This window comes from Atlantibacter sp. (assembly GCF_032062175.1).
In the GTDB taxonomy this organism is placed as follows: Bacteria; Pseudomonadota; Gammaproteobacteria; order Enterobacterales; family Enterobacteriaceae; genus Atlantibacter.
In genome coordinates this window covers 17,807-42,811 of the sequence record NZ_DAMBQK010000008.1, presented here as the reverse complement: position 1 = coordinate 42,811, position 25,005 = coordinate 17,807, and the positions used below count along the sequence as shown (strand labels likewise).

The 25,005-nt window shown below is 55.5% G+C and carries 23 protein-coding genes; 5 read left to right on the top strand and 18 right to left on the bottom strand.

Translation table 11 applies throughout. From position 1 onward, the window contains the following. Positions 1-107: 107 nt before the first annotated feature. From pspG to RT120_RS09575, 3 genes are all read right to left on the bottom strand, one after another. Positions 108-350, bottom strand: a complete 243-nt coding sequence (pspG, locus tag RT120_RS09585; protein ID WP_312982307.1) for an envelope stress response protein PspG — start codon at positions 348-350, stop codon at positions 108-110. Between the two features lie 139 nt (positions 351-489). Then, entirely contained in the window at positions 490-1,488 is a 999-nt protein-coding gene (gene dusA, locus RT120_RS09580) for a tRNA dihydrouridine(20/20a) synthase DusA (protein ID WP_312982117.1), read from the bottom strand. A gap of 92 nt (positions 1,489-1,580) precedes the next feature. Then, the gene (locus tag RT120_RS09575) at positions 1,581-2,873 is read right to left on the bottom strand and encodes a conjugal transfer protein TraF (RefSeq protein ID WP_312982116.1); all 1,293 of its coding nucleotides are present in this window, start codon (positions 2,871-2,873) and stop codon (positions 1,581-1,583) included. Between the two features lie 281 nt (positions 2,874-3,154). Between RT120_RS09575 and zur the strand changes: the two genes are divergently transcribed. Beyond that, positions 3,155-3,670: a zinc uptake transcriptional repressor Zur gene (zur, locus tag RT120_RS09570; protein WP_312982115.1), complete on the top strand. Its 516-nt coding sequence runs from the start codon at positions 3,155-3,157 to the stop codon at positions 3,668-3,670. A 72-nt stretch (positions 3,671-3,742) separates the two neighbouring features. Here the strand turns inward: zur and RT120_RS09565 are convergent, their stop codons facing one another. The 4 genes from RT120_RS09565 to RT120_RS09550 all read right to left on the bottom strand — a co-directional run bounded on the left by RT120_RS09565 (position 3,743) and on the right by RT120_RS09550 (position 6,669). Beyond that, positions 3,743-3,952, bottom strand: coding sequence for a CsbD family protein (locus RT120_RS09565; protein WP_002438376.1), 210 nt, complete (start codon positions 3,950-3,952; stop codon positions 3,743-3,745). Positions 3,953-4,175: 223 nt separating this feature from the next. Continuing rightward, positions 4,176-5,510 carry an MATE family efflux transporter DinF gene (gene dinF / locus RT120_RS09560; RefSeq protein WP_312982114.1) on the bottom strand — a complete coding sequence of 445 codons (1,335 nt, stop codon included), beginning with the start codon at positions 5,508-5,510 and terminating at the stop codon, positions 4,176-4,178. Positions 5,511-5,583: 73 nt separating this feature from the next. After that, positions 5,584-6,192 carry a transcriptional repressor LexA gene (gene lexA, locus RT120_RS09555; protein WP_125294750.1) on the bottom strand — a complete coding sequence of 203 codons (609 nt, stop codon included), beginning with the start codon at positions 6,190-6,192 and terminating at the stop codon, positions 5,584-5,586. 108 nt (positions 6,193-6,300) lie between these two features. Continuing rightward, positions 6,301-6,669 carry a diacylglycerol kinase gene (locus tag RT120_RS09550; RefSeq protein ID WP_312982112.1) on the bottom strand — a complete coding sequence of 123 codons (369 nt, stop codon included), beginning with the start codon at positions 6,667-6,669 and terminating at the stop codon, positions 6,301-6,303. Positions 6,670-6,801: 132 nt separating this feature from the next. On the opposite strand from RT120_RS09550, the gene plsB reads away from it, so the two are divergent. Further along, positions 6,802-9,231: a glycerol-3-phosphate 1-O-acyltransferase PlsB gene (plsB, locus tag RT120_RS09545; protein WP_312982110.1), complete on the top strand. Its 2,430-nt coding sequence runs from the start codon at positions 6,802-6,804 to the stop codon at positions 9,229-9,231. Positions 9,232-9,265: 34 nt separating this feature from the next. Here plsB and ubiA read toward each other — a convergent pair whose 3' ends face one another. From ubiA to malK, 5 genes are all read right to left on the bottom strand, one after another. Beyond that, positions 9,266-10,138, bottom strand: coding sequence for a 4-hydroxybenzoate octaprenyltransferase (gene ubiA, locus RT120_RS09540; RefSeq protein WP_312982108.1), 873 nt, complete (start codon positions 10,136-10,138; stop codon positions 9,266-9,268). Beyond that, a complete protein-coding gene (gene ubiC / locus RT120_RS09535) occupies positions 10,138-10,647 on the bottom strand; it encodes a chorismate lyase (RefSeq protein WP_312982106.1) in 510 nt (169 codons plus the stop codon). The genes ubiA and ubiC overlap by 1 nt, the downstream gene beginning before the upstream one ends. Positions 10,648-10,823: 176 nt before the next feature. Next, positions 10,824-11,795: a maltose operon protein MalM gene (gene malM / locus RT120_RS09530; RefSeq protein ID WP_312982105.1), complete on the bottom strand. Its 972-nt coding sequence runs from the start codon at positions 11,793-11,795 to the stop codon at positions 10,824-10,826. A gap of 119 nt (positions 11,796-11,914) precedes the next feature. Further along, entirely contained in the window at positions 11,915-13,225 is a 1,311-nt protein-coding gene (locus tag RT120_RS09525) for a maltoporin (RefSeq protein ID WP_312982305.1), read from the bottom strand. Between the two features lie 71 nt (positions 13,226-13,296). Continuing rightward, positions 13,297-14,406: a maltose/maltodextrin ABC transporter ATP-binding protein MalK gene (malK, locus tag RT120_RS09520; RefSeq protein WP_312982104.1), complete on the bottom strand. Its 1,110-nt coding sequence runs from the start codon at positions 14,404-14,406 to the stop codon at positions 13,297-13,299. 369 nt (positions 14,407-14,775) lie between these two features. Between malK and malE the strand changes: the two genes are divergently transcribed. From malE to malG, 3 genes are all read left to right on the top strand, one after another. Then, a complete protein-coding gene (gene malE, locus RT120_RS09515; protein ID WP_312982103.1) occupies positions 14,776-15,966 on the top strand; it encodes a maltose/maltodextrin ABC transporter substrate-binding protein MalE in 1,191 nt (396 codons plus the stop codon). 71 nt (positions 15,967-16,037) lie between these two features. Then, positions 16,038-17,582 (top strand): maltose ABC transporter permease MalF, encoded by a 1,545-nt coding sequence (gene malF, locus RT120_RS09510; protein WP_312982101.1) that lies wholly within the window; start codon positions 16,038-16,040, stop codon positions 17,580-17,582. 11 nt (positions 17,583-17,593) lie between these two features. Then, the gene (gene malG / locus RT120_RS09505; protein ID WP_312982100.1) at positions 17,594-18,484 is read left to right on the top strand and encodes a maltose ABC transporter permease MalG; all 891 of its coding nucleotides are present in this window, start codon (positions 17,594-17,596) and stop codon (positions 18,482-18,484) included. A gap of 93 nt (positions 18,485-18,577) precedes the next feature. On the opposite strand, the gene psiE is transcribed toward malG, so the two are convergent. The 6 genes from psiE to pgi form a co-directional block, all read right to left on the bottom strand. After that, entirely contained in the window at positions 18,578-18,997 is a 420-nt protein-coding gene (gene psiE / locus RT120_RS09500; protein WP_183169921.1) for a phosphate-starvation-inducible protein PsiE, read from the bottom strand. A 134-nt stretch (positions 18,998-19,131) separates the two neighbouring features. Continuing rightward, positions 19,132-21,228 (bottom strand): YjbH domain-containing protein, encoded by a 2,097-nt coding sequence (locus RT120_RS09495; RefSeq protein ID WP_312982303.1) that lies wholly within the window; start codon positions 21,226-21,228, stop codon positions 19,132-19,134. Then, positions 21,228-21,965, bottom strand: a complete 738-nt coding sequence (locus tag RT120_RS09490) for a capsule biosynthesis GfcC family protein (RefSeq protein WP_312982099.1) — start codon at positions 21,963-21,965, stop codon at positions 21,228-21,230. Before RT120_RS09490 ends, RT120_RS09495 begins: the two co-directional genes overlap by 1 nt. After that, on the bottom strand, positions 21,962-22,600 hold the full coding sequence (locus RT120_RS09485; protein ID WP_312982098.1) for a YjbF family lipoprotein: 639 nt from the start codon (positions 22,598-22,600) through the stop codon (positions 21,962-21,964). The genes RT120_RS09490 and RT120_RS09485 overlap by 4 nt, the downstream gene beginning before the upstream one ends. A gap of 62 nt (positions 22,601-22,662) precedes the next feature. Next, positions 22,663-22,908, bottom strand: a complete 246-nt coding sequence (yjbE, locus tag RT120_RS09480) for an exopolysaccharide production protein YjbE (protein WP_144131041.1) — start codon at positions 22,906-22,908, stop codon at positions 22,663-22,665. A gap of 362 nt (positions 22,909-23,270) precedes the next feature. Then, positions 23,271-24,920, bottom strand: a complete 1,650-nt coding sequence (pgi, locus tag RT120_RS09475) for a glucose-6-phosphate isomerase (RefSeq protein ID WP_312982097.1) — start codon at positions 24,918-24,920, stop codon at positions 23,271-23,273. Between the last annotated feature and the right edge of the window lie 85 nt (positions 24,921-25,005).

Genomic DNA, 25,005 nt, shown 5'->3' with positions numbered 1-25,005 from the left:
ATGAATTCGTTAACCCGTGCATACTGACAGATTAACCCTGCAATTCCTACGCAGCACCCTGAATAAATCCTTACCGGATCATCAGGTTGTGACCCATGCCGCAATCCTTAGTAACGCCAACGGTTGTTGCGCTGATAAAGCGGAAGCTTCGGCTGTTTTATTGTCCGTACCACCCAAACGATGGCGACCGCCAGTAATAACCAGGGTAAAACTTTAAAAATGATGGCGAATAATCCGCCGACAAACATTAATGCCGTCGCTACTGCCAGCGCTACCAGAATGCCGAGCAGCGACACGCCGGTCACCAGCAGCATCACAAAAAAACCTAACACGAACAGAATTTCCAGCATGGCTTTCTCTCCCAAAATAATACGTTCCTGAGAGTGCTATTACAAGAAACATGCCAAATTTAACTGATTGATTTTAAAAAACTACGCCCCGTCACGATGGACGAGGCGTAGCGAATTTCACTACTTTTTAGTGAAAATTTTATTGCGGATTAGCGACTTTTTGCAGCGCGCGTTCCAGCACATCCACATCCGCGCCCGCTTTATGGGCGTTTTCGCTTAAATAGCGACGCCACTGGCGCGCACCGGGTACGCCCTGAAACAGCCCGAGCATATGACGGGTGATATGGCCAAGATACGCCCCCTGGCTCAGCTCGCGCTCAATGTAGGGGTACATGGCGCGTACCACCGCCACCGGATCGGCCCGGTTGCTCTCCACGCCGAAGATTTCTTTATCGACCGCCGCCAGAATCCCTGGGTTTTGATACGCCTCGCGCCCGACCATCACCCCATCCATATGCGCCAGATGGGCCTTCGCCTGCTCAAGAGACGTGATGCCGCCATTAATCGACAGAGTCAAATGTGGAAAATCACGCTTCAGTTGATACACGCGCGGATAGTCCAGCGGCGGGATTTCGCGGTTTTCCTTCGGGCTCAGGCCGGAAAGCCAGGCTTTACGGGCATGGATGATAAACATCTCGCATTCGCCCTTGCCGGACACGGTGTTGATAAAATCACACAGGAATTCGTAGCTGTCCTGGTCGTCAATGCCGATACGGGTTTTTACAGTGACCGGAATGGACACCATGTCGCGCATCGCCTTGATGCAGTCCGCTACAAGTTGCGCATTGCCCATCAGGCAGGCACCGAACATACCGTTCTGTACGCGGTCGGACGGGCAGCCGACGTTAAGGTTGATCTCATCGTAGCCGCGCGCTTCAGCCAGTTTCGCGCACTGCGCCAGCGCTGCCGGATCGCTACCGCCAAGCTGCAATGCTACCGGATGCTCTTCTTCATTGAATGCCAGATAGTCGCCTTTACCGTGGATAATCGCCCCGGTGGTCACCATTTCGGTATACAGCAGCGTATGGCGTGACAGCAGGCGCAGGAAATAACGGCAATGTCTGTCAGTCCAGTCGAGCATCGGCGCGATAGAAAAGCGATGGGCGGCAAAAGCGGTGGGTTGAGATTCTGGCAGCATAATCAAACGATGGCGTATCAGGTTAAAAAAGGGGCGATACTATACCACACTCTGTAAAAATGGGCGGAATGTCGCCATTCCGTCCAGTGATTTTAGAAGGTGACTTTAAGTTGCGCTCCTGCCCCCCAGGTTTCTTTCTCACCGACAATACCGGTTAAATCGATATGCACTCGGTTAAACGGCGCGAAGCCCAGCCCGGCGGTAAACACGTCATTATCATTGCCTTTCATATCGGTACGATAACCGGCGCGCACCGACAGCCAGGGGAGTGGGCGCACTTCCGCACCCACACCGGCGTACTGGCTGTTATCTTCGCTTTTGAATCCTTTGGTTTCGGTGAGATCGCCATCAGCCGCCAGGGTCAACATACCGCTATGCCAGGCAATACCCGCCGTGACCAGTGGCGTAATTTCATAGCTATCGCGAAAACCGTTGACCTCTTTGGCATTAATATCGCGAGAAATCAGGTTCTGCCCGCTCAGGCCAACGGTCCAGTTTTCACTGAGATCGGCGGCTAAACCGGCGTCAACGTTGAAACCGGTATTGTCAGTACGGTAACGGCTGCTGTTCCAGTCGCTACTGTCGTAGGCATAAATCGGCACACTGTAATTATACAGCCAGGTTTTTTGCAGCTTCGGCGTCACGCCGAAAAAAACCGGTACGCTGCCCATATCGAATTGCTTTGCAAAGGCGACGCCATAGTCGGAAACAATCGCCACGCGACCAAAACCGGTAGAGTGAAGGTTATCGGTGATCTCATCACTACCGTTCAGGATGGCATCGCGCGCAACGTCAATGGCAATGGCCTCGCTTCCCTGGATCCCTCTCAGGTACGTAATATCCTCCTGATCGATCCATGAACTGACCCGGGCATGGGCATAGCCTTTCGCCACAAAAGCGACCGAGAGCATATCGCTGGGAATACTGACGGCCAGCCCGGCCCCCGCTCGCGCGGTGGCGATTTTGCCCTCCAGCGACTCGAGCTGATTCGCCAGTTCGCCTGCGGCATTCTGAAACTGTTGGACTGATTCGCCGAGGTTCAATAAGTCTTCCGGACCAAAATCGTTAATCACCTCTTTGTAGTAATCAATACGATCGCTAATATTATCGATTTCGTCCTGTAAATTGTCTTTATCGCTGATTTGCGCGCCCACGGTGGGGAAAATAACGGTGACAGTATCTTCTGGCTGCGCTTTTGCCAGTAACGCCGGGTTAATCAGTACCCCGCTGCCATAATGCGCAGACGCGACGCCGGTTCCTCCCATTGCATCGCCACGCGCTTCCGTCCAGGTATTGGCCGCCCTGGCCTCACTCGTTACCACCAAAAAAACTGCTAATGCCGTTATAGAAAGTTTTATTTTTTTCACGGGAGTCTGTCTCGTCATAGATTGCGTAACAGGTGCTGTGTCCCTCCACAGCGGAAAATATTGGCTGTAAATGTCCCTATGAAAGACAGGCGTCAGAGCCCTGAAAGCGCGCCGCCTTCAGGCGGCTCATGTTAATTATTTGTAAGTCTTTAATATTTATAGATGTGGTTTTTTTCAATCGAACTGATACGTATGGATGAGCTTGCGAAAAACGAAGCGGAAGAACGATCTTGCGCACTGTCGGCGTTTTGGACGGATCATGGTAAAATAAGCGTTTTACGTGACCCATGGGGATGCTGATGGATACGACGACGTCACAACATATGCTTGCCCTGGCAGAAGATCTTTGCCAGCAACGAAACGTACGCCTGACCCCGCAGCGCCTCGAAGTGTTGCGTTTAATGACGTTACAAAAAGGCGCGATTAGCGCTTACGATCTCCTGGATTTGCTGCGCGAATCCGAGCCGCAGGCCAAGCCGCCGACGGTCTATCGGGCGCTGGATTTCCTGCTGGAGCAAGGGTTTGTTCACAAGGTTGAATCAACCAACAGCTATGTTCTGTGCCATCTGTTCGATCAACCGACGCATACCTCAGCGATGTTTATTTGCGACCGCTGCGGCGTCGTCAAAGAGCAGAGCGCGCAGGGTGTAGAGAAGATCATGGATGCATTAGCCGCCGATATGGGCTTTACGCTGCGGCATAATGTCATTGAAGCGCACGGGCTTTGCTCAGGCTGCAAAGAGGTAGAATCGTGCCGTCACCCGGAACACTGTGGTCACGACCATTCAGTTCAGGTAAAAAAACGCGGTAAGTGAAGGCGTTAATGGTACATCCTTGTACCTGGGCAGGGTAGCCATGAGGGTGGCTAAGCAGAAAAACGACGGGGATTACCAGCGGTAATCGTTACGGGTTTCCCAGTCTTTTACTTCGTTCTCTGCCTGATCTTTCTCGTATCCATAACGTTCCTGGATTTTCCCTACGAGTTGATCGCGTTTACCTTCGATAACGGTCATATCGTCGTCAGTGAGTTTACCCCACTGCTCTTTCATTTTACCTTTGAACTGTTTCCAGTTACCGCCGACTTCGTCTTTATTCATGATGTAGTCCTCATCGTTCGGTTATAAACGCTAAATGTTTATCGTCCGTGTTTAACAGTTATTATCTGCTGGACGTGATAATGAGTTTAGTCGACCATTCCGACTCGTTTGAAACATTCAGAATCTTTAACCAAGCGCGAAAGATAAAAATCGGCATTAATGATACAAAAATTTTATATATCAAGCAGATAGCCAGAAATTAAATGAGAGTCAGCAGATGTAACTAACCATGACCCGTCTCGTTGAACCAGCTATTGCGCTGCCAGTGGCGCCGCCAGATGAGCCATAACGACAGCCCGCGCAATGCCAGAAATACCGCTACCGCCAGCCATAGCCCGTGATTACCCAGCCAGGGCAAAGCGATTAATGTCACGCCGAAACCCGCAGCCGCCACGGTCATACTGTTACGCATTTCCGCGCCACGGGTAGCGCCGATAAACATGCCGTCCAGCAGATAACACCACACGCCAACCAGCGGCAGCACCACCTGCCAGCCGAGGTAACGATCCGCTTGTTGTTGTAAAACCGGCAGCGAGGTCAGCATCGCAACAATATGCTCGCCCCACAGCGCATAAACCGTAGCGAACATCAGCGCCACCAGGCCCGCCTGGCGGCAGGCGGCATGCCAGACTTTGATCAGTTGGTTGCTGTTACCTGCGCCGTAAGCCTGCCCGGAATGGGCTTCCACCGCATAGGCGAAACCATCCAGTGCGTAGGCGGTGAACGTCAGCAGCGTCATCAGGACGGCATTCACCGCCACCACATCGCTCCCCATCCGCGCACCTAAAATTGTGACGCTGGCGAAACAGATTTGCAGCAGCAGCGAACGCAGCATGATGTCGCGATTGAGCGCCAGTAAACGCCAGATATCGCCGCGCCAGGCAGAGAGCAGCATTGCCGGATTGATGCCCCGCAGTGTCATGACATGCCAGGCCATCAGCAATCCGACGATCAGCGTGATGTATTCCGCCGCCACCGTTGCCAGCGCAGCGCCCTGCACGTTCATATCCAGCCCCACCACCAGCCACAGGTCGAGTGCGATATTCAGCACATTGCCAACAACCAGCAGGATCACTGGCGCTCGCGCGTACTGCACCCCCAATAACCAGCCTAACAGCACCAGGTTCGCCAGCGTCGCAGGCGCGCTTAGCCAGCGGATTTCCAGAAAGCGCCGCGCCTGATGTAATACTTCTTCGCTGCCGCCTACGATATGCAACGCCAGGTTAATCAGCGGGGTCTGTAACAGCATAATCGCCACCCCGGCCAGCACCGCCAGCAGTAGCGGTTGCACCAGGGCTCGCGCCATCGCCTGCGGGTTTTTTGCACCAAATGCCTGGGCGGTTAAGCCTGTAGTGCTCATTCTCAGAAACAGCAGCAGCATAAACAGAAAGCTGGTGGCGGTTGCGCCAATGGCGACACCGGCTAAATAAACCGGGCTATCGAGATGGCCGATAACGGCGGTATCCACCAGGCCGAGCAGCGGCACGGTAATATTGGAGAAGATCATGGGTAGCGCCAGGCGCCACAATGCTTTATCAGCAGACGTGAAAAATGGCATGACGCAATCCGTAGCGGTAGGGGATTCTATACCGTAACGCGGCGCGCTACGGCTTCAAATCAGGCAGCAGAGCTTACAGCCACTCGCCGTTGCGGATCACGCCGACGGCAAGCCCTTCAATAGAAAAGGCCTGCTGACGCAGGTCAACAACGATTGGGGAGAATTCGCTGTTTTCCGGCAGTAACTGCACCGTGTTGCCCTGTTTATTCAGACGCTTAACGGTCACTTCGTCATCAATGCGCGCGACCACCACCTGCCCGTTACGCACATCCTGAGTTTTATGCACCGCGAGCAAATCGCCGTCCATAATCCCGATATCTTTCATCGACATACCGCTAACGCGCAGCAGGAAATCCGCGCTGGGCTTAAACAAGCCGGGATCGACCTGGTAATGGCCTTCGATATGCTGCTGAGCTAACAGCGGTTCGCCCGCGGCAACGCGCCCAACCAGCGGCAGCCCCTCTTCCTCTTCCACCAGTAAACGCAGACCGCGCGACGCGCCAGAAACGATTTCAATTACCCCTTTACGCGCCAGGGCTTTTAAATGTTCTTCTGCAGCGTTAGGAGAACGAAAGCCCAGACGCTGTGCAATCTCCGCACGAGTGGGAGGCATGCCGGTTTGGCTGATGTGATCCCGAATGAGATCAAACACCTCTTGCTGTCTGGCCGTTAAACTTTTCATTCCGCCCCCTGGGTGCATATACAGTAATGCTGTGAGTATATACAGCTAACGGTGATTTTGAAACCACAAAATGAGCAAATATCCGCATGTTAGCGACATCTGGAAGAGTTATCGCAAATTTGACCAGAGCAATATGCCCCAGGTCATCAGCGCCAGTAAAATAGCAAACAGTACCGCCGCCGAGCCCATATCTTTGGCGCGCCCGGAAAGTTCATGAAATTCCGGGCCGATGCGATCGACCACCGCTTCGAGGGCGCTATTAAGGATCTCAACAATCATCACCAGAATGACGGAGCCAATCAGCAACACCCGGGTAATCGGATCGACATCCAGCCAGCAGGCGATAGCAATGGCGACAATCGCCGCGACGCCCTCCTGGCGAAACGCCGCTTCGTTCTTCCAGGCGGCGCAAATGCCTTTCCAGGAGTAACCTGCTGCTTTAATTATTCGTATCAACCCGGTGGTGTTATTCGCCATGAAAGGAAACCTTTTTAAAAAACGCGCATCAATAGCATTAAGCAACGAAACGTAAGCACCACAGAAATTCCCGCTTGTTTCTGATATTCTTGCGGTGCAATTGCATTATTAACCAGAGGCTTTACATCGTTTATGTCCGGCTGGCCACGAATTTACTACAAATTACTTAATTTACCATTACGCGTACTGGTAAAAAGCAAATCCATTCCGGCGGATCCGTGCGCCGAACTGGGGCTCGATACCTCGCGCCCGATTATGTACGTTCTTCCGTACAACTCGAAGGCGGACTTGCTGACGCTGCGCCAACAATGTCTGGCACACGATTTGCCCGACCCGCTGGAGCCTCTCGAAATTGACGGCACTCTGCTGCCGCGCCATGTGTTTATTCACGGCGGGCCGCGGGTATTCACCTATTACACGCCGAAAGAGGAGTCGATTAAGCTGTTCCACGACTATCTCGATCTGCATCGCAGCAATCCGCAACTTGATGTGCAGATGGTGCCGGTATCGGTGATGTTCGGGCGCGCGCCGGGCCGTGAAAAAGGCGAAGTAAACCCGCCGCTGCGGATGCTGAACGGCTTGCAGAAATTTTTTGCCGTTTCCTGGTTAGGGCGCGACAGCTTTGTACGCTTTTCGCCCTCGCTGTCACTGCGCCGCATGGCGGATGAACACGGCACCGATAAAACCATTGCCCAGAAGCTGGCGCGAGTGGCGCGTATGCACTTCGCCCGCCAGCGCCTGGCCGCCGTCGGGCCGCGTTTACCGGCGCGTCAGGACCTGTTTAATAAGCTGCTGGCCTCTAAAGCCATTGCCCGCGCGGTAGAAGACGAAGCGCGCAGCAAAAAAATCTCCCATGAAAAAGCCCAGCAAAATGCCGTGGCGTTGATGGAAGAGATTGCGGCGAACTTCTCTTACGAAACCATTCGTCTGATGGACCGCATTCTGGGCTTTACCTGGAACCGCCTCTATCAGGGCATTAATGTGCACAACGCCGAGCGGGTGCGCCAACTGGCGCATGACGGTCACGAACTGGTGTACGTTCCCTGCCACCGCAGCCATATGGACTATATGCTGCTGTCCTATGTGCTGTATCACCAGGGCCTTGTGCCGCCGCACATCGCTGCGGGTATCAACCTGAACTTCTGGCCAGCAGGCCCGATGTTCCGCCGCCTGGGCGCGTTCTTTATTCGTCGTACGTTCAAGGGCAACAAACTTTACTCCACGGTGTTCCGCGAGTATCTGGGCGAACTGTTCAGCCGCGGCTATTCGGTGGAGTATTTTGTTGAAGGGGGCCGTTCCCGTACCGGTCGCCTGCTGGACCCGAAAACCGGCACCCTGTCGATGACCATCCAGGCGATGCTGCGCGGCGGCACCCGCCCTATCACGCTGGTTCCTATCTACATCGGCTATGAACACGTGATGGAAGTGGGTACTTACGCCAAAGAGCTGCGTGGCGCGACCAAAGAGAAAGAGAACTTCGCGAAGATGGTTAGCGGGCTGAGCAAGCTGCGCAACCTGGGCCAGGGCTACGTAAACTTCGGCGAACCGATGCCGTTGATGACGTACCTGAACCAGCACGTGCCCGAATGGCGTGACTCCATCGACCCGATTGAAGCGATCCGCCCTGCCTGGCTGACGCCGACGGTGAATGCCATCGCGGCCGACCTGATGGTGCGCATCAACAACGCGGGCGCGGCTAACGCCATGAACTTATGCTGTACGGCGCTGCTGGCGTCGCGTCAACGTTCGCTTACCCGCGAGCAGTTGACCGAACAGCTCGGCTGTTACTTAAGCCTGCTGCGTAACGTGCCTTATGCGCCGGATGCAACGACACCAGCCCAATCCGCCAACGAGCTGATTGAGCACGCGCTGCAAATGAACAAGTTTGAAGTCGAAAAAGACACCATCGGCGACATTATCATTCTGCCGCGCGAGCAGGCCGTGTTGATGACCTACTACCGCAACAACATTCATCATATGCTGGTGCTGCCATCGCTGCTGGCGGCCATGATCGCCCAGCATCGTCACATTACCCGTGAAGAGTTGCTGCGCCAGGTTGAAGTGCTCTACCCGATGCTGAAAGCGGAGTTGTTCCTGCGCTGGGAGAAAAGCGAACTGGGCGCAGTGCTTGATGCGCTGGTGGATGAGTTGTTGCAGCAGCAGTTAATCGTGGAAAACGGCGAGAAATTGCAGCTTAACCCGGCCCGTTCACGCACGCTCCAGTTGCTGGCGGCCGGGGTGCGCGAAACGCTGCAGCGCTACGCCATCACCTTCTGGCTACTAAGCGCCAACCCGTCGATCAACCGCGGCACTCTGGAAAAAGAGAGCCGTACGGTGGCGCAGCGTCTGTCGGTGTTGCACGGGATTAACGCGCCGGAATTCTTCGACAAAGCGGTATTCAGCACCCTGGTGTCGACACTGCGCGACGAAGGCTTTATCAGCGATACCGGCGATGCCGAACCGGCCGAGACCATGAAGGTTTACCAGCTTCTGGCAGACCTGATTACCTCGGATATCCGGTTGACTATCGAAAGCGCGGCGGCTCAGGCGAGCGACGCATAAAGACAAAACAGGCGGGAAATCCCGCCTGTTTTATTTAGAGATGTTGGTAACTGAACACCAGCCCGATAAACAACACTAAGCCCACATAGTTGTTGTTCATAAACGCCTGGAAACAGGCTTCACGCTCGCGATGCGCAATCAGTTTTTGCTGATACGCGAACAGCGCGCCCGCAATCAGGATCGCCGCGTAAAACACCGCGCCCAGCCCGTTCAGCCAGCCCACCAGCGCCATCAGGCCCATCACCACCACCTGCAAAATACCGATAATCAGCTTGTCGTGACGACCGAACAGAATGGCCGTGGATTTGATGCCGATTTTAACGTCGTCATCACGGTCGACCATAGCGTATTGCGTATCGTAAGCCACGGCCCAGCAGATGTTAGCGATAAACAGCAGCCAACAGCTGAGCGGCACGCTTTCACTCACGGCGGCAAAGGCCATTGGGATAGACCAGCCGAACGCCGCGCCCAGCACTACCTGCGGCAGATGGGTATAGCGCTTCATAAACGGATACACCCACGCCAGCGCCAGCGCCGCTACCGACAGCAAAATGGTCATGGTGTTGAGCGTTAGCACCAGCAGGAACGACAGTAGCACCAGCCCGACAAACAAATTACGCGCTTCTTTTTCGGTTACCGCACCGCTGGGCAGCGGACGGTTGGCGGTACGTTTTACATGCCCGTCGAATTTGCGATCGGCATAATCATTCACCACGCAGCCCGCCGCGCGCATCAGCCATACGCCTGCGACAAACACCGCCAGGATCCACAGCGGCGGCAGGCCTGGGGTGGCAACCCATAACGCCCATAGCGTCGGCCAAAGCAGTAACAGCGCGCCGATAGGTTTATCTGTGCGCATCAGGCGGTGATAAGCCAGCAGCTTATTTTGCTTGAGGCTCCACTCCATTATTTCTCCTCCTGGTACAACGGCGATGCAGCCAGAAATAATTCAGTCAACAGTAACGGTTTACCGGATAAACGCAGACGGGAACGGCGCCCCCATAAATTTTCGCTGCGCCCCACCTCAATATAGTCGCGCGTCAACGTTGACTGGGTAAAAAGATAGCGGCCCAGCGGGGTTTCGCCCAACTGCTGCAATGCCAGTTCCGGCCCGCACAGCGTCGATTCCGGCACCACGGTGCGGCCAATCAGCCAGGGTTCGCCATCGCCGCACAGTACGATTTCGCGCAGCCAGTAGCGCGGCTCCTGCGGCAGACAAGCGCGTTCGTCATCGGGCAATTCCGGCCCGATAAAGCCTTCAAAGATAATATCGACATGCACTTTACGGCAAAATTGCTCGAAACGTTTGGTCATCGAGTCTTCAAGCAGCAGCCAGTCGCGCAATTCGCTATCCAGCTCGGGAAGGGTATCGAAAAAGGTCAGCGCACGCAGTGACGTGAGCGCAGGATGGGACATGTGTTGCTCTCCGGAACCAGGTCTTCCGGCATTGTAGCGCAGAAAGGCAGGAAGTTGGCGGAGGAAACGTCACCAATAACGATTTAGCGCAACAAATGTGCAACAAACGCGGCGGCAAATAAAAAAAGGTGCGCCGAAGCGCACCAACCTTACAAGCATCAACAATGCGGGGTGAATCACCCCTTGCCTTTTACACTGCTGATAAACGTTGAACGGGCGGAGGTAGAACCCAGACGCTCGGCTTCATTCAGCAGTTTCAGGGCTTTGTCGATATCCCCGCTGTTAACGGCCTGCTTAATGGCCTGATTGAAATAGTTTTCCGTGTCGTTTAATACCGGCTCGCTCTTCGCGGCAGGCGCAGGTGCCGGCGCGGCATGAGCCGTGGCAGGCGCAACCACAGGTGCCGGCGCTGGCGCGGCATAGGCGGTTGCCGGTGCGGCGGTATTACCCACGGTGACCGGGCCAGGGCCCGAGGAACCGAACAGCGGTCCCACCAGAATGCTGGAGCCCGAAGACGTTTTGACTTTCAGTTTTAGCGTACCGTCCGTGGTGTGACGGGCGATCGGGTCAGGGATATCCGGTACCGCATTGCCGGTGCCTTTGGCATAAGACTTCGCCGGATCGAGTAATTGGGTGGTTTGTTGTAGGTCTTTATCGGTAGTGAACACCAGTAAATAGAGTTTCTGTTGCCCCAGCGCCGGGGTCAGCTTGATCACACCCTCAAGGCGATCGGCGGACATCACGCCCGGTTCCTGGTAGGTAAAGAAGCTGCTGGGAAAAAATGCCGCCGGGGTTAAATTCTGATCTAAAACCAGCACGTTCGGCGCAAACACCGAGGTTTGCTTATCCACTTCGCTGGTCAGGGTGATTGTCAGTTCGCCGATATTCGCCGGTACGCTGTACGCGGCAACCGGCCCGGCAATGCCCGGCGCGTTCAGCGGTTGGCCGCCGGTCGCCAGGGTGGTGGTTTGGGTTTTAGACTGGTCGACTGGCGTCCATTGCAACTGTTGCAATGACTGAGCCGGAATAGCTGGCGCAGCAGAAACGTCCTGTGGAACCAGATTCACTGCTGCGAGGGTGGTGGCCGGGAGGCTTGCCAGTAAACCCGCAGAGAGACACAACGCGATTAAACTTTTATTCATTTTCATTGTTATAACCTCAAACGTGCGGGTAAGCGGGAGCCAGGCAATAGCGCGCTCACCCAGGACAGGCATGGTCAGACAGAGGGGCTTTCGCCCCTCTTTGTTTTATGAACTCACGTGCTGTATTACCACCAGATTTCCATCTGGGCACCGAAGGTCCACTCATCGTTATCGCCACGGCTGAAGGTGCGCGCGGAAGTATCCTGATAAGCGTAACCTGCGGTGTAGCCCGCGCCGGAATCGTTGTTGGCGTAACCGAAGGACTCATCCCATTTGGCATAGGTCGCGAACACGCGGATGGCCGGACGGGACCAGATGCTGTCGCCAGCCTGCCACTGTTGCGCCAGGGTCACTTTAATCTGGTCGTTGGTGGAATCGGTGCGCTGGGACTTCACGTTGTCATAGCCCACTTCAAGCAGGGTGCTCATGATCGGGGTCCATTTGAACATTGGACGCACGCCCACGGTCCACCAGCGGGTGCCGTTGTTGTTGTCCAGATCGATGTCCTGGTACATACCGACGTACATCAGGTCCCAACGGTCGCCCAGGGAGATGGCACCGTGGTCGATAAAGCGCAGCAGGTGGCCGTCGTTATTCAGGCTGGCACCCTGCGGGATGCCCTTACCGTTAGAGGTCATGGAATCCAGGCCGTACTGAACCACGAATTTGTTAAAGCCTTTCATCATGCTTTGGGTGTGCTCGGCAGTGAACAACCAACCGTCTTTGGATGCACCCGGCTGCAGGTAGTAGTCGTCAGGAATGTTGGTGTGACCGTAGTCAACGCCCAGCTCAAGCGTACCGCCTGGGTTGAGTTCCAGACCGGCTAAACGCACGTCAAACACGTCGTTCGGTACCACGTTGTCATAAATACGGTTACCGTCGGCATCGAAATCAGAGAATGCGGAGGAGCCGCCGGATTCTGAAGAACGAGTTGCAGCGAATGAGAGTTTACCGAAGCCGAGGTCGATATTTTCCAGACCCGCGCCCGGGCCGGAGATATCCCAGTAGTAGAAGTCGATCATGTGAACGTCATGACGCTGGTAGAAGCGCTTACCTGCCCAAATGGTGGAGCCCGGCAGCGCGTCGATCAGGTTTTTACCCTGGACGTTAGCTTCACGGAAAGCCGGGCTGGTGGATTCCCAGTCATTACGTTGTGATACGGAGTACGCCACGTTAGTGTCGAAATAGAAGCTCTTATCGCCTTCTTTCCACACTTCCTGACCCAGTTTGAGTTCTGCGTAGGTTTCGCATTCGTTGCCCAGACGATATTTACTTTGAGCGCCGGTAGCCTGGAAACACTCCTGCTCACCGCCGCTGCCAGTCCAGCCGATACCGGAACGGGCGTAGCCTTTAAAATCAACGGCGCCTGCCTGGGCAGACAAAATGCCTGCCATAACGGCGACCGCCAGTGGGACTTTGCGCAGAGTAATCATTATTCTATCTCCTGAGATCATTGCTTTTCTTTTTTACGCGTCGTCTCGTGGACTTCGCGTTGTTTTTGGAATGCTTAAACGCCGGGCTCGTGGTGCAGACGACGACAGGCCGTACCATCCTCTCGGAACAAATGGCAACGCTCTGGCGGCAAGCCGATGGCGAATGTGGCACCCTCTTCTACCAACACCACGTCAGACTGGCGGTAGACCAGGTTCTGACGAATGGCCGGAATTTGGATATGAATTTGCGTTTCGTGTCCGAGCTGCTCGACCACCTGGACCTCGCCTTCCAGCGTGACGTCGGCAATTTCACTGGGCAGCAAATGTTCCGGGCGAATGCCCAGCGACATATTGGTCCCCACCTGCACGCCTGCGCTGTCTACCGGCAGCCAGATTTGCTGGCGGTTCGGTAACTCCACCTGCACCTGGTCGATGGCGGTGGCGGTGACTTTCACCGGTAAGAAATTCATCTTCGGCGAGCCGATAAACCCCGCAACGAAGCGGTCTGCCGGGTAGTGATACAGCTCAAGCGGCTTACCCACCTGGGCGACGCGCCCGGCGTCCAGTACCACGATTTTGTCGGCGAGGGTCATGGCCTCGACCTGGTCGTGGGTGACGTAAATCATGGTGCGCTTCAGGCGCTTATGCAGACGGGAGATTTCGATACGCATCTGCACGCGCAGCGCGGCATCAAGGTTGGAGAGCGGCTCATCAAGCAGAAACACGCGTGGTTCCGCCACCAGGGTACGGCCAATCGCCACGCGCTGGCGCTGGCCGCCGGACAACGCTTTCGGACGGCGATCCAACAGGTGCGCCAGTTGCAACGTCTCCGCAACCTGGTTCACCCGCTGGTTAATGACCTCTTTCTTCGCCCCGGCCAGCTTCAGGCCGAAAGACATGTTTTCAGCCACCGACAGATGCGGATAAAGCGCATAGGACTGAAACACCATGCCCACGCCGCGCTCGGCGGGCGGCACATCGTTAACGCGTTTATCGCCAATCAATAAATCGCCGCTGGTTACTGTTTCCAGCCCGGCAATCATTCGCAGCAATGTCGATTTACCGCAGCCCGATGGTCCGACGAACACCACGAACTCACCTTCAGTGATATCAAGGTTGATATCCTTTGATACCACCACGTCGCCCCAGGCTTTCGTTACATTACGCAGCTGAACGCTTGCCATCCCTTTCTCCCTCAACAACTTTTTGCAATACCGCAGAACGTCTGTATTGCCCGACTATCCGTCATTAGCTGTGTGGATGAATCCTCCACCCCCGCGCTTTTTGATGGGGGAGGAGACGGGAGGATGAGAGAAGCAGGTCTGCCACCGCAGGCGCGGCTCGCCGGGGAAAATCGTGATCGTGGCGTCAAAAAAGCGGGGTTTTTTGTGTGCGCCAGCCCACATAACCCGCGCTTATGCAACGCAGATCACACAAGTCAGCCCAGGGGCGTAGCGTAAAGGAGGATGAGAAGCGCTTGCCAGATGCGCAGACTAAGCAGGGTAAAGCCACTACGTGTATCCACGTGCACATCACCAAAAAGGATGGGACATATGAAACTCAACACTGGCGCACGCATCCTCGCGTTGTCTGCACTGACAACGATGATGTTCTCCGCCTCTGCTCTCGCCAAGATAGAAGAAGGCAAACTGGTAATCTGGATCAACGGTGATAAAGGCTATAACGGCCTTGCCGAAGTGGGTAAGAAGTTCGAAAAAGACACTGGCATTAAAGTGACCGTTGAGCATCCGGATAAACTGGAAGAGAAATATCCGCAGGTTGCAGCCACCGGTGACGGCCCGGATATCATTTTCTGGGCGCATGACCGTTTCGGGGGTTACGCGCAGTCTGGCTTACTGGCTGAGATCACGCCGGACAAAGCCTTCCAGGACAAACTGGTTCCTTTCGCCTGGGACGCGGTGCGTTATGACGGCAAGCTGATCGCGTATCCGGTCGCGGTTGAATCCCTGTCGCTTATCTACAACAAAGATTTAGTCCCTAACCCGCCGAAAACCTGGGAAGAGATCCCGGCATTAGATAAAGAACTCAAGGCCAAAGGTAAGAGCGCCCTGATGTTCAACCTGCAAGAACCGTATTTCACCTGGCCGCTGATCGCGGCAGACGGCGGGTACGCGTTTAAATTCGCTAACGGTAAATATGATGTGAAAGATGTCGGCGTGGACAGCGCAGGCGCGAAAGCGGGCCTGACTTTCCTGGTCGATATGATCAAAAACAAACAGATGAACGCCGATACCGATTACTCCATCGCAGAAGCCGCCTTTAACAAAGGCGAAACCGCCATGACCATCAACGGTCCGTGGGCGTGGACCAACATCGATAAGAGCAAAATCAACTACGGCGTCGCACAGCTGCCGACCTTCAAAGGCAAGCCGTCGAAACCGTTCGTTGGGGTGCTGAGCGCCGGTATCAACGCCGCCAGCCCGAACAAAGAACTGGCGAAAGAGTTCCTGGAAAACTACTTGCTGACTGACGAAGGTCTGGCGGCAGTGAATAAGGATAAACCGCTGGGCGCCGTGGCGCTGAAATCCTACCAGGAGCAGTTGGCGAAAGATCCGCGCATCGCCGCCACCATGGCGAACGCTGAGACAGGCGAAATCATGCCGAACATTCCACAGATGTCCGCCTTCTGGTATGCCGTTCGTACTGCGGTCATCAACGCCGTTAGCGGCCGTCAGACTGTGGATGAAGCGATGAAAGACGCACAGGGCCGTATCGCCAAGTAAGAAGCAATCGCGGGTGGCCCTGCGCCGCCCGCGTTGATTTGCCGATTAAATACGTTGTAAAAGGAAACCCCATGGATGTAGTTAAAAAGAGACCCTGGTGGCAAAGCGATAAGCTGAAGTGGACAGCCGTCGCCCTGCTCGGCCTGATGGTGGGTTATCTTGTGGTATTGATGTATGCCCAGGGGGAATATCTGTTCGCCATCGTGACGCTGATCTTAAGCTCCGTTGGCCTGTACATCTTCGCTAACCGCCGCGCTTACGCATGGCGCTACGTCTACCCTGGCCTCGCCGGCATGGGGCTGTTTGTACTGTTCCCGCTGATCTGCACCATCGCTATCGCGTTTACCAACTACAGCAGCACCAACCAGCTCACGTTCGAGCGCGCGCAGCAGGTGTTAATGGACCGCCAGTACCAGGCGGGGAAAACCTTCAGCTTCGGCCTTTACCCGGATAACGAAAAATGGCGGCTCGCGCTCACCGATGGCGAAAGCGGCAAAAACTACGTCTCCGACGCCTTTACCTTTGGCGGCGAGCAGACCCTGAAACTGAATGAAACCGACGCGCTGCCGAGCGGTGAACGTGCCACGCTGCGCATCATTACCCAAAACCGTCAGGCGCTGACCCAGATCACCGCCGAACTGCCAGATGAAAGCCAACTGGTGATGAGTTCATTACGCCAGTTCTCGGGCACGCGCCCGCTGTACACGCTGGCGAAAGACGGCAAGCTGACCAACAACCAAAGCGGCGCGGTATACGCACCGAATGCCGATGTGGGCTTCTATCAGGCGTTGAACGCCGATGGCAGTTGGGGCAGCGAAAAACTCAGTCCTGGCTACACGGTGACTACCGGCTGGGATAACTTTATGCGCGTCTTTACCGACGAAGGCATTCAGAAACCGTTCTTTGCTATCTTTGTGTGGACGGTGGTGTTCTCGGTGTTGACGGTGGTGCTGACCGTAGCGGTCGGTATGGTGTTGGCCTGCGTAGTGCAGTGGGAAGCGCTGAAAGGCAAAGCGATTTATCGGGTACTGCTGATCCTGCCTTATGCGGTGCCGTCGTTTATCTCGATTCTGATTTTCAAAGGGTTGTTCAATCAGAGCTTCGGTGAAATCAACATGATGCTCAGTGCGGTATTCGGCATCCGCCCCGCCTGGTTTACCGACCCTACCACCGCCCGCGCCATGATTATCATCGTGAACACTTGGCTGGGTTATCCGTACATGATGATCCTGTGCATGGGTCTGCTGAAGGCGATTCCCGACGATCTCTATGAAGCGTCGGCGATGGATGGCGCGACGCCGTTCCAGAATTTCTTTAAAATCACGTTCCCGCTGCTGCTCAAGCCGCTAACGCCGTTAATGATCGCCAGCTTTGCGTTCAACTTTAATAACTTCGTGCTGATCCTGCTGCTAACCAACGGCGGACCGGACCGTCTCGGCACCACCACACCGGCAGGCTATACCGATCTGTTAGTGAGTTACACCTACCGCATCGCCTTTGAAGGCGGCGGCGGTCAGGATTTCGGCCTCGCAGCCGCTATCGCCACGCTGATCTTCCTGCTGGTGGGCGCGCTCGCGATTGTTAACCTCAAAGCCACGCGCATCAAGTTTGATTAAGGAGACGACACATGGCTATGGTTCAACCGAAATCTCAAAAGCTGCGTCTGTTTATCACGCACTTGTTACTGCTGATGTTTATCGCCGCCATTATGTTCCCGCTGTTGATGGTGGTGGCGATCTCGCTGCGCTCGGGCAACTTCGCCACCGGCAGCCTGATCCCGGAGCAAATTTCCTGGGAACACTGGAAGCTGGCGCTGGGCTTTGACGTGGTTCATGCCAACGGCAGCGTCACGCCGCCGCCGTTCCCGGTCCTGCTGTGGCTGTGGAACTCGGTGAAAATCGCCGGCATTACTGCAATCGGCATAGTGGCGCTTTCCACCACTTGCGCCTACGCTTTTGCCCGTATGCGTTTTCCCGGCAAGGCTACCCTGCTGAAAGGTATGCTGATTTTCCAGATGTTCCCGGCGGTACTGTCGCTGGTGGCGCTGTATGCGTTGTTCGATCGCCTCGGCCAGTACATTCCGTTTATCGGCCTGAATACCCACGGCGGGGTGATTTTCGCTTATCTCGGCGGCATTGCGCTGCACGTCTGGACGATCAAAGGCTATTTCGAAACCATCGACGGTTCGCTGGAAGAAGCCGCCGCGCTGGATGGCGCAACGCCGTGGCAGGCGTTCCGCTTAGTGTTGTTGCCGCTGTCGGTGCCGATTCTGGCGGTGGTGTTTATTCTGTCGTTTATCGCCGCCATTACCGAAGTGCCGGTGGCGTCGCTGCTGTTACGTGATGTAAATAGCTACACCCTGGCCGTGGGCATGCAGCAATACCTCAACCCGCAAAACTACCTGTGGGGCGACTTTGCTGCGGCTGCGGTACTTTCCGCTATCCCGATTACCCTGGTGTTCCTGCTGGCCCAGCGCTGGCTGGTCAGTGGGCTGACGGCGGGGGGCGTGAAAGGCTAAGTTTCATCGTTATATGCCACTGTTGTTATCCTCAATTGCCGTTGTGATTTTCCTTATCTGTGACTCCCTTCGGCGGCCTTCGGGCCGCCATTTTTATTCGCGTTTCAGCCGTTTTGAGTTGCACAGCCACAACGTGATCACTAACAGCAGGATCGCGCCGGAATAGATCAGCACATCCATCGGCGATTTATGATCGACGATGATCAACCGCACAATGGCGGTGATGCCGATGTAGATGAAATAGCGCAGCGGGAAGTGGTAGCCAGACTGAAAATACTTCACGATCAGGGCGATGAATTCGAAATAGAGGAAGTAAACCACCAGCCCTTCCACCAGCTCGTATTTGCTGGCCTGAATGGGCGAGAAGAGCACATCGGCCAGATGCAGGGTCTCTTTTCCGAGAAAGATAACCAGGATCAGGCCCAGGCTGAGTAAGCCAAGATTCAGCACCGTTTGCAGGATGGAAGAGACCCATTCCCCGCGCGCGCGTGACGAAGCGGATAGCGTGGACATAACAGCGTCCTCATCTCAGGAGTGAGGAATCGTTATACGTCAGAAATGTGATCCAGATCTAGTTTTATTTGCTTATGTTTTAACCAGCAGCCAGCGCGCCTGCGTATGAAACCCAGGGCGCGCGGCGGCAATAATCAGCGGAAGTTGACGCTGCGATCGCTGGTCATGCTGTAGAGATCGAACTTACGGCCCAGCATCTGCCCGCCGTCGCGGGTGAGCGGTGTCCAGCCGATAGCTGCGCGGCTGCGCGTCGGGCCAGACGAGAACAGATCGAGCGGCACGGACACGTACACGCCTTTGGTGAAGTCCCCTTCCCCGTATTCATCCGGTGAAACGTTAGTGAGGGTAGCATAGCCGCCCACCACCACGCCGCTGTCGAAGCGTTTGGACACTTCCAGCGTACCGCCCTTATCCCCGGCCAGATACTGCCCGACGCTGGCTTTGATTAACACGTCCTGGGCAAACGGCGGCGTCCAGTACGCAGACAGGTGACCGGTTTTCACGCTGTAGTCGGTGAATTTCATCATGTCCTGCGCGCTGCGCCAGTCACGCTGTTTGACGTAGTTGGCGTCCAGGCCGAAGGCCCAGTTGCTGTCCACCGGGCGATACAGCACTTCCGCCCCTGCGCCGCCGTACATGGTTTCCAGATAGCCGCCGTAAACCTGGCCGTAAAAACCGTTGCCGAAATACTGGAAATAGTTGGCTTGCAGGTTGTTCACGTAGACATCGTTTTCTACGTACTCGCGCACGTGGGTACGCACGCGCGGCAGGGACGAATCCTTCGGTGGATTGGTGTAGTTAAATTTGTCGTAGTTGTTGGCGATGTTGGCGAACAGGCTACCGGTGGTCAGCAGATGGTCGGTGACCCACCAGTCGGCGGTGCCCATCACGCCCACCTGGTACATATAAAAACTCTCTGGCCCGCCGATGGACTGATTCAACACCGGGTCGAGGTGGAAACTAAAGCGCGATGGCTCGATATACCAGCCCTGCTCCGGGTTCTCCAACGTTACCGGTTCAATACGTTTTTGCGCCAGCGCGGTTTCCTGGCCTAACGGCTCGCCTTCAAGGTGACGTTGCAGGCTGGCGACGTCGGTTTCAGTGGTGACCTGCGGCATTTTGGCGCGCGTCTCGGTGACGCGGATGGTACGGATGCCGTCGGGCAGATCGTTCATCACGATCCGGTTGGCGCGCGCAATGCCCTCCTGCGAGTCGCGGTATTTCACCTGCTCGCCAGTGACGTACAGCGTATCGCCCTGGGTCTGGATCTGCGGGTCGTTCAACCCGGCGTTGTATTTCAACAGGGTCAACTGGTTGGCCGCCACGCTGTGCTGGATAATCGCTTCCTGCGGCTCCGGCTGGTATTCCGGGCGGCGGTTATCGTTATAGCGTGGTCGCAGGTCGTTGAAATTGGTACGCAGCGTGACGCCGAACATAAAGGTGTTGCCGCGCTCATAGCTCAGGTTAACGTCGGCCCAATCGGTGGCGCGATAAATAGCGCCGACGTTAAACTTGCTCTTCTGTTCAAGCTTACCGGCGAAGTCCTGGGTGTAGTTATTGCCTTCATATTCCAGCTTCAGGCGCAGCGGCTGCCACGGCGTTTGATACTCCACCCCGCCAAACAGCGACGCCGGGCCGTGGAACATCTGGCCTGCATCTACCGAACCGGCTTTGTTATAGCTGTTGTCGCGCACGCAGTATTTATCGCTGTACGAACAGAACGGGTTTTTGACGTTGCCGCTGGTGCCCAGATAGCCCCAGCCTAATCCCAGCGAGAAATCAAACGGCCCCCAGGCTTTATTCGCCACGATGTATTCAGCATCGAACAGCCCGGTCCCGCCGATATCCCGCGCGCCGACGGCAACCTGCGGCATCCAGTAACTCTCTTCCCACAGCCGCAGTTTGAGATCGAAAGCTTTATCTTTGTATGTCTGATCGCCGGAGAACGCCTCGACGCCGCTGTAGCGCCGGGTGCGGGCATCGGTATAGCGCAACGTGGTTTCCAGCCACGGGAACAGTTGCACCGAGGCGGAGTAATAGCGGTACTGATCGTTATCGCGATAGTTGAGGCTCAGTTCGCCTTCGCGCGCCATCCGCGCCGTGGGCGTTTGCATCAGGCCCACGCCGCCGAAATCCGATTGCGACGGGCCAACCGGCGCAGGCCAGGTTTCTGCCTGGCACGTCGACGCCACGGCCAGCGCCACGAGGCTATACAGGTAGCGTTTTTTTATCATTGCGGTATCCGATGCGTCAGGGAATCAACAAGTTGCGCGTTGAGGTTGTCATACGCCGATGAAAACAGCCGCTCCGAAAAGCCGACTAAAATAGCGCTGCCCGGCGCAGGCTCGACGTGGCGTTGGTTCCAGTACGCCACCGGCGCTTTTTGCACCCGTCCGTTCGGGTAAATCACCCAAACCACACTGCGCTCCGCACCGCTGAGCAACGCGGTTTCGTCGAGGTACTCCGCCACGCTTTTGCCCGGCGTGAACGGTTTTTTCCCCGCGCCGCTGACCAGGCCGTACAGCGTGATATGGTCGGGCATCTTCCCGGCCCACAGGGTGTATTCTCCTGCCAGCGGCTTATTGGCAGCGGTCTTTACTCTCAGAGTGTCGGGATCGAGATCGACAAACTGGCGATCGGTAACCTTGATTGCCGCCATTTGCTGTTGAACCTGGCGGATAGCCGCAGCGTCTTCGCCCGATTCCTGGGCGGCAAGAGAGGCCAGGCGAGACAGTAACTGCTGATGGCGTGCCTGTTGATCACGGGTTTTCCCGGTGACGCCAATCACGGCACCGGGCCACCAGCTGTGCGCCAGCGCGGGTTGGGTGACCACATCCGATAAGCGTTGGGCATCCTCAATTTTCAACGTCTCGCCGCTGTCGGTGCGATGTACTGTCACCGTACCCGCCGCGTGGAGACTCTGGCTTAACAGGCTCAGAATGAGGGCGGTGAAAGGAAGCATTCTCATGATTTCGCCGCCTTGATGAGTTGCGTAGTAACCGGGTAATAGTCGGCTCCGAGCCACTGTTCAGAGCGGCGGATCTGCCCGTCGCTGTCGATCCAGTAGCGGTTGCGCCAGCTTGTGCGATCGGTCGTCACCGTCTCTTCCAGTACCCGAACGGGGGTGATATCGCTGCCGGTTTTCAGGCTGTCGCTGCCCTGCCAGCGAAACTGCGAGCGCGCGGTGGCGTAACGCGCCTGCTGATGCTCGGTCCAGCCCATCACCCGCGTCCAGCCTGCGCCGTCGCGGATTTGCCCCGGTGCCTTCAACGGGTCGGCGTCCAGATTGCTCACCTGGAGCAGGTTGTCACTCAATCCGGTGGTTTTAACCAGCCGTCCGTGTTGGGTAATCAACATGGCCTGATCCTGCGTCACCCATTTCTGCTGCCCGTCTTCCGAGAAGGCGAGCACCACAAACAGCTGCGGGCCGTTGTTAAGCGTCATGTACTGGCTGGCATAAGGCATATTGTGGATTTCGTCATCGGTGAGCGTGACGCCGTCTTGCCCCGTCACGCTGTGCCAGAGTGACTTACCCATGCCGGTGAGATTGGCAGAACACGCCTGCAGCAGCAGGCAAACTGTAATGATCGCGACTCGCTTCACGCGTTTCCCCAGGGTCAAAATAACCACACCGCAGTGTGGTTATGGTTAAAACACCCGTTACGTTACTGGGTGGTACTGGTTGTGGTGGTTGTCGTGGTTCCGGTGTTTGAACCGTCGCCTCCGCCCGTTGCGGCAAGCGCCACACCGACTACCGAACCAACCGTACTGGCGCTGGTCGCAGTAGAGGTGCCTGCTGAGACCGATGTCGCGGCACTACCCGCCGCTTCACCCACTTCCACCGAAGCGGCGAAAGCAGACGATGCGGCAAGCAGAGACACGGCAAATACGCCGTAGGTTATTTTCTTCATACCAGGTTCCTTTCATTGAATGAATGGAGATATACCTGAATTATCCAGGCGCTACCGAGTATACATAACCTGACACGGGGATTTGACGTGATGGGGAAATAGCCGGACGGCTTTCGGACAATTAAACAACGCGGGAGAAAAGCACCGGGAAAATTAATAAATAAACTTTAAAAGCAAGTAGTTAAAAATAACAAGTCAAAACAAAGCCTCCGGTTAATCCTAAATTACCTTCTTCCTTCATACGTGGCTGAATTTATTTTCAGATAAACCTCAGCGGCTATTGTTTAAATAAACCTGCGGCAACGGGATAAATCCGATAAAAAAAACCGGCATTACGCCGGATTTTTTAACGTTATCGCTAATTATCCGCGCCAGGATTTATAGCGGTTAATTAAGCCATTGGTAGAACTGTCGTGGCTGCTAATATCGCTGTTATCGTTCAGCTCCGGCAGAATACGGTTGGCCAGCTGTTTACCCAATTCCACACCCCACTGATCAAAGGTGAAGATGTTCAGGATTGCGCCCTGGGTGAAGATTTTATGCTCATACAGCGCAATCAGCGCGCCCAGGCTGAACGGCGTGATTTCACGCAGCAGAATGGAGTTGGTCGGGCGGTTGCCTTCGAACACTTTGAACGGTACTACGTGATCGAGGGTTTTCGGATCTTTACCCTGATCGGCGAACTCCTGTTCAACCACATCGCGGGATTTTCCGAACGCCAGCGCTTCGGTCTGCGCGAAGAAGTTAGACAGCAGCTTCGGATGGTGATCGGACAGTGGGTTGTGGGTGATCGCCGGGGCGATAAAGTCGCACGGCACCAGCTTGGTGCCCTGGTGGATCAACTGATAAAACGCGTGCTGGCCGTTGGTGCCCGGTTCGCCCCAGATGATTGGGCCGGTCTGGTAATCCACGGCATTACCGTTACGGTCAACGAACTTCCCGTTGGATTCCATGTTGCCCTGCTGGAAGTAAGCCGCGAAACGGTGCATGTATTGATCGTACGGCAGGATCGCTTCGGTTTCCGCGCCAAAGAAGTTGTTGTACCAGATGCCAATCAGCGCCAGCAGTACCGGCAGGTTTTTGTCCAGTTCGGTGGTGGAGAAGTGCTGGTCCATGGCGTGCGCGCCGGACAGCAGTTCAACGAAGTTGTCGTAACCCACGGACAGGATGATCGACAAACCAATCGCCGACCACAGGGAGTAACGGCCACCGACCCAGTCCCAGAATTCAAACATGTTGGCGGTATCAATACCGAATTCGCCGACTGCTTTACCGTTGGTAGACAAGGCAGCGAAGTGTTTTGCTACGTATTTTTCATCGCCAGCCGCTTTCAGGAACCAGTCGCGCGCGCTGTGGGCGTTGGTCATGGTTTCCTGCGTGGTGAAGGTTTTGGACGCCACCAGGAACAGGGTGGTTTCCGGGTTCACTTTCTTCAGCACTTCAGCGATGTGCGTTCCGTCAACGTTAGAGACGAAATGCATATTGAGATGATTTTTATACGGGCGCAGCGCTTCGGTCACCATAAACGGACCGAGGTCAGAGCCGCCGATACCGATGTTCACCACGTCGGTAATGGCTTTGCCGGTGTAGCCTTTCCAGTTACCGGAGATAATCGCTTCGGAGAAAGACTTCATCTTCTCCAGCACCGCGTTGACTTCCGGCATGACGTCTTTGCCATCCACCAGAATCGGGGTGTTGCTGCGGTTACGCAGCGCCACATGCAGCACCGCACGGTCTTCGGTACGGTTGATTTTCTCGCCGGAGAACATCGATTTAATCGCGCCCTGCAAATCGGTCTCTTTCGCCAGCGCTAACAGTTTATCCAGCGTCTCCTGCGTGATGCGGTTTTTGGAGTAGTCCACCAGCATCTGATCGTTGAAGGTTGCGGAAAACTTAGCGAAACGGTCAGCATCGTCGGCGAACAGCGACGCGATGGTGACATCTTTCATTTCAGCGTAATGGTTTTGTAGTGCCTGCCAGGCAGAAGTCTGCGTTGGATTGATGTTTTTCATAGCAATACTCATGTGGATTTGAAAAATGTGACTGCCGTCGATTGTAGCGCTACTCCGGGCAATTGCGATGACTTTTGTGCCCTGC

What these genes read in the sequence shown, in the direction of transcription:
- pspG (WP_312982307.1), bottom strand. Translation starts at nt 350, where the DNA reads ATGCTGGAAATTCTGTTCGTGTTAGGTTTTTTTGTGATGCTGCTGGTG.
- dusA (WP_312982117.1), bottom strand. Translation starts at nt 1,488, where the DNA reads ATGCTGCCAGAATCTCAACCCACCGCTTTTGCCGCCCATCGCTTTTCT.
- RT120_RS09575 (WP_312982116.1), bottom strand. Translation starts at nt 2,873, where the DNA reads ATGACGAGACAGACTCCCGTGAAAAAAATAAAACTTTCTATAACGGCA.
- zur (WP_312982115.1), top strand. Translation starts at nt 3,155, where the DNA reads ATGGATACGACGACGTCACAACATATGCTTGCCCTGGCAGAAGATCTT.
- RT120_RS09565 (WP_002438376.1), bottom strand. Translation starts at nt 3,952, where the DNA reads ATGAATAAAGACGAAGTCGGCGGTAACTGGAAACAGTTCAAAGGTAAA.
- dinF (WP_312982114.1), bottom strand. Translation starts at nt 5,510, where the DNA reads ATGCCATTTTTCACGTCTGCTGATAAAGCATTGTGGCGCCTGGCGCTA.
- lexA (WP_125294750.1), bottom strand. Translation starts at nt 6,192, where the DNA reads ATGAAAAGTTTAACGGCCAGACAGCAAGAGGTGTTTGATCTCATTCGG.
- RT120_RS09550 (WP_312982112.1), bottom strand. Translation starts at nt 6,669, where the DNA reads ATGGCGAATAACACCACCGGGTTGATACGAATAATTAAAGCAGCAGGT.
- plsB (WP_312982110.1), top strand. Translation starts at nt 6,802, where the DNA reads ATGTCCGGCTGGCCACGAATTTACTACAAATTACTTAATTTACCATTA.
- ubiA (WP_312982108.1), bottom strand. Translation starts at nt 10,138, where the DNA reads ATGGAGTGGAGCCTCAAGCAAAATAAGCTGCTGGCTTATCACCGCCTG.
- ubiC (WP_312982106.1), bottom strand. Translation starts at nt 10,647, where the DNA reads ATGTCCCATCCTGCGCTCACGTCACTGCGTGCGCTGACCTTTTTCGAT.
- malM (WP_312982105.1), bottom strand. Translation starts at nt 11,795, where the DNA reads ATGAAAATGAATAAAAGTTTAATCGCGTTGTGTCTCTCTGCGGGTTTA.
- malK (WP_312982104.1), bottom strand. Translation starts at nt 14,406, where the DNA reads ATGGCAAGCGTTCAGCTGCGTAATGTAACGAAAGCCTGGGGCGACGTG.
- malE (WP_312982103.1), top strand. Translation starts at nt 14,776, where the DNA reads ATGAAACTCAACACTGGCGCACGCATCCTCGCGTTGTCTGCACTGACA.
- malF (WP_312982101.1), top strand. Translation starts at nt 16,038, where the DNA reads ATGGATGTAGTTAAAAAGAGACCCTGGTGGCAAAGCGATAAGCTGAAG.
- malG (WP_312982100.1), top strand. Translation starts at nt 17,594, where the DNA reads ATGGCTATGGTTCAACCGAAATCTCAAAAGCTGCGTCTGTTTATCACG.
- psiE (WP_183169921.1), bottom strand. Translation starts at nt 18,997, where the DNA reads ATGTCCACGCTATCCGCTTCGTCACGCGCGCGCGGGGAATGGGTCTCT.
- RT120_RS09490 (WP_312982099.1), bottom strand. Translation starts at nt 21,965, where the DNA reads ATGAGAATGCTTCCTTTCACCGCCCTCATTCTGAGCCTGTTAAGCCAG.
- yjbE (WP_144131041.1), bottom strand. Translation starts at nt 22,908, where the DNA reads ATGAAGAAAATAACCTACGGCGTATTTGCCGTGTCTCTGCTTGCCGCA.
- pgi (WP_312982097.1), bottom strand. Translation starts at nt 24,920, where the DNA reads ATGAAAAACATCAATCCAACGCAGACTTCTGCCTGGCAGGCACTACAA.